Consider the following 2170-nt stretch of genomic DNA (forward strand, 5'->3'; position numbering starts at 1 on the left):
AAATGGAGTGCGGCTCGTTCCTAGGAAGAGCCTCCTGAAACAGGAGGGGTAAAACTAGGGGGATTCGCGGGGAAAACCCAGAAATCCTAACTATCTGTAGGATGGTGGTGAAAACCCACCCCTTGAGGAGAACAAGTGACTCCCTACCTTGGCCACACCGAACAAGCGGCAACTTGTAGAGTGAAGCTGGCACCAGGGCGGAATTAGAGGCGAAGCAGATTAACCACACTACCGCTAATGGGGAGGCGACAAGGGTAACAGTAGTGAAAGTCCTGAAAAAGTGTCTAAGTCGGAAGCCGCAATCTGTCAAATATGCGAGACTTTATCCTTTAATTCTCACAACGTTTTTCCATTGACAGTTGTAATCTCCGAGAAGAGGATAGGCAAAGTGGACTGCCCTAAATCGCCAAAACAATCCAACAGATGGAACGAGTAAAAACGACAGCAATAATAGGTCTAAGGAATTAGTCGAACCTGAGTAAGTTATGCCAAACTTAATCCCTACTGTCGGGTAGGATGTAGTCGAAAAACTGGCTACGGGTATCAAGATAAACAAATCTGAGAAGAGCATGGGTAGACACATATCAAATAGATATAGTGACCTCTGGAAGAGTGAACGCTGGAAACAGCACGAAAAAAACTTATTCCGCCTACAAAGAAGAGTTTATAAAGCAGTTCGAGTTGGCGACCTAAAGAAAGCTCGGTCACTTCAAAAACTGATAATGAAATCCCGCTCAGCACAACTTTTGGCCGTCCGACAAGTAACACAGCTCAATCAAGGAAAAAGAACCGCCGGAGTAGACGGGAAAGCATCCTTAAACTACAAAGAAAGGTTCCAGGTACTTGAAAAACTAGGCTCCAGTGCGGAAAATTGGACGCATCAAGGCTTAAGGGAAATCCCCATAGCCAAGAAAAACGGGAGTACGAGAATGTTGAAAGTACCAACAATCCAAGATAGAGCATGGCAATGTCTAGCAAAATATACTCTAGAACCTGCTCATGAAGCAACGTTCAGTGCCTACAGCTATGGGTTTAGGACTGGCAGAAGTGCCCAAGACGCACAAAAAATGCTATTCCAAAATCTGAACTCAAGAAAAAACGGCATTAATAAAAGAGTAATCGAACTGGATATAAAGAAGTGTTTTGACCGCATATCCCACAGCTCCATTATGGATAGATTGCTAGCTCCTGCGGGTCTGAAGATAGGGATATTCAGATGTCTAAAAGCAGGCATCAATCCAGAATTCCCGGAGCAAGGAACGCCCCAAGGAGGTGTGGTCAGTCCACTTCTCGCCAACATAGCACTTAACGGAATCGAGGAAATAAATCCAAAAAATAGGTGCATTAGATATGCTGACGATATGGTAATAATCCTCAAGCCAAAAGATAACGCTGAAAAAGTACTAGAGAAAATTAAAACCTTTCTCGCAGAAAGAAGGATGGAAATCAGTGAAGAAAAGACCAAGATAACTAATACGACAGACGGATTTGACTTCCTGGGGTGGAAGTTCCGCGTACAGAAAAACGGAAAATTCCGATGCATTCCCTCAGAGGAAAATCACCGGAACATACGTGAGAAGATTAAAACCGTGGTCAATAACTCGAATTATGGAGCCGAAGTAAAAGCCAAAAAGCTAGCACCAATCGTGCGTGGATGGAGGAATTACCACAAAAGCTGTGACATGAGCAGTTCCCGAGATAGTCTCTGGTTCATGACCAAAACTGCAAATCGAAAGTTCCGAAAGGAAAAGAAAATTAGCAGACATAAGGCCACAGAGCTATGCAAGAAAGCCTTTCCAGAAGTAAGGTATGAACAAAATCAGCACGTAAACGTCAAAGGCACCAAGTCTCCATATGATGGAGACCTGGTTTACTGGAGCAATAGGAACTCCAAACTCTATGATAACGCTACAGCAAAAGCTTTAAAACGGCAAAACCATTCCTGTGGGCATTGCGGGTTGAAATTTATTAATGAGGAAAAGGTACACCTTCACCACATTGATGAAAATCATGACAACTGGAAGGAAAACAACCTGATGGCTGTACACCAAAGTTGCCACCAACAATTACACTGGAGCCAAAAAGATACTTAGGAGCCGTGTGAGGCGAAAGTTTCATGCACGGTTCTGAAGCGGAGGTGCGGGGTTCAATAGCCCCCATCGACCGTAAC

Annotated in this window: 1 protein-coding gene; it reads left to right on the forward strand. The window is 44.1% G+C overall.

Going from position 1 to position 2170, the window contains the following annotated elements; all coding sequences use genetic code 11:
- Nucleotides 1-569: 569 nt before the first annotated feature.
- Nucleotides 570-2093 carry a reverse transcriptase domain-containing protein gene (locus F6K49_RS42930; RefSeq protein ID WP_293030546.1) on the forward strand — a complete coding sequence of 508 codons (1524 nt, stop codon included), beginning with the start codon at nucleotides 570-572 and terminating at the stop codon, nucleotides 2091-2093.
- Nucleotides 2094-2170 lie beyond the last annotated feature (77 nt).

The organism is Moorena sp. SIO3I6 (genome assembly GCF_010672095.1).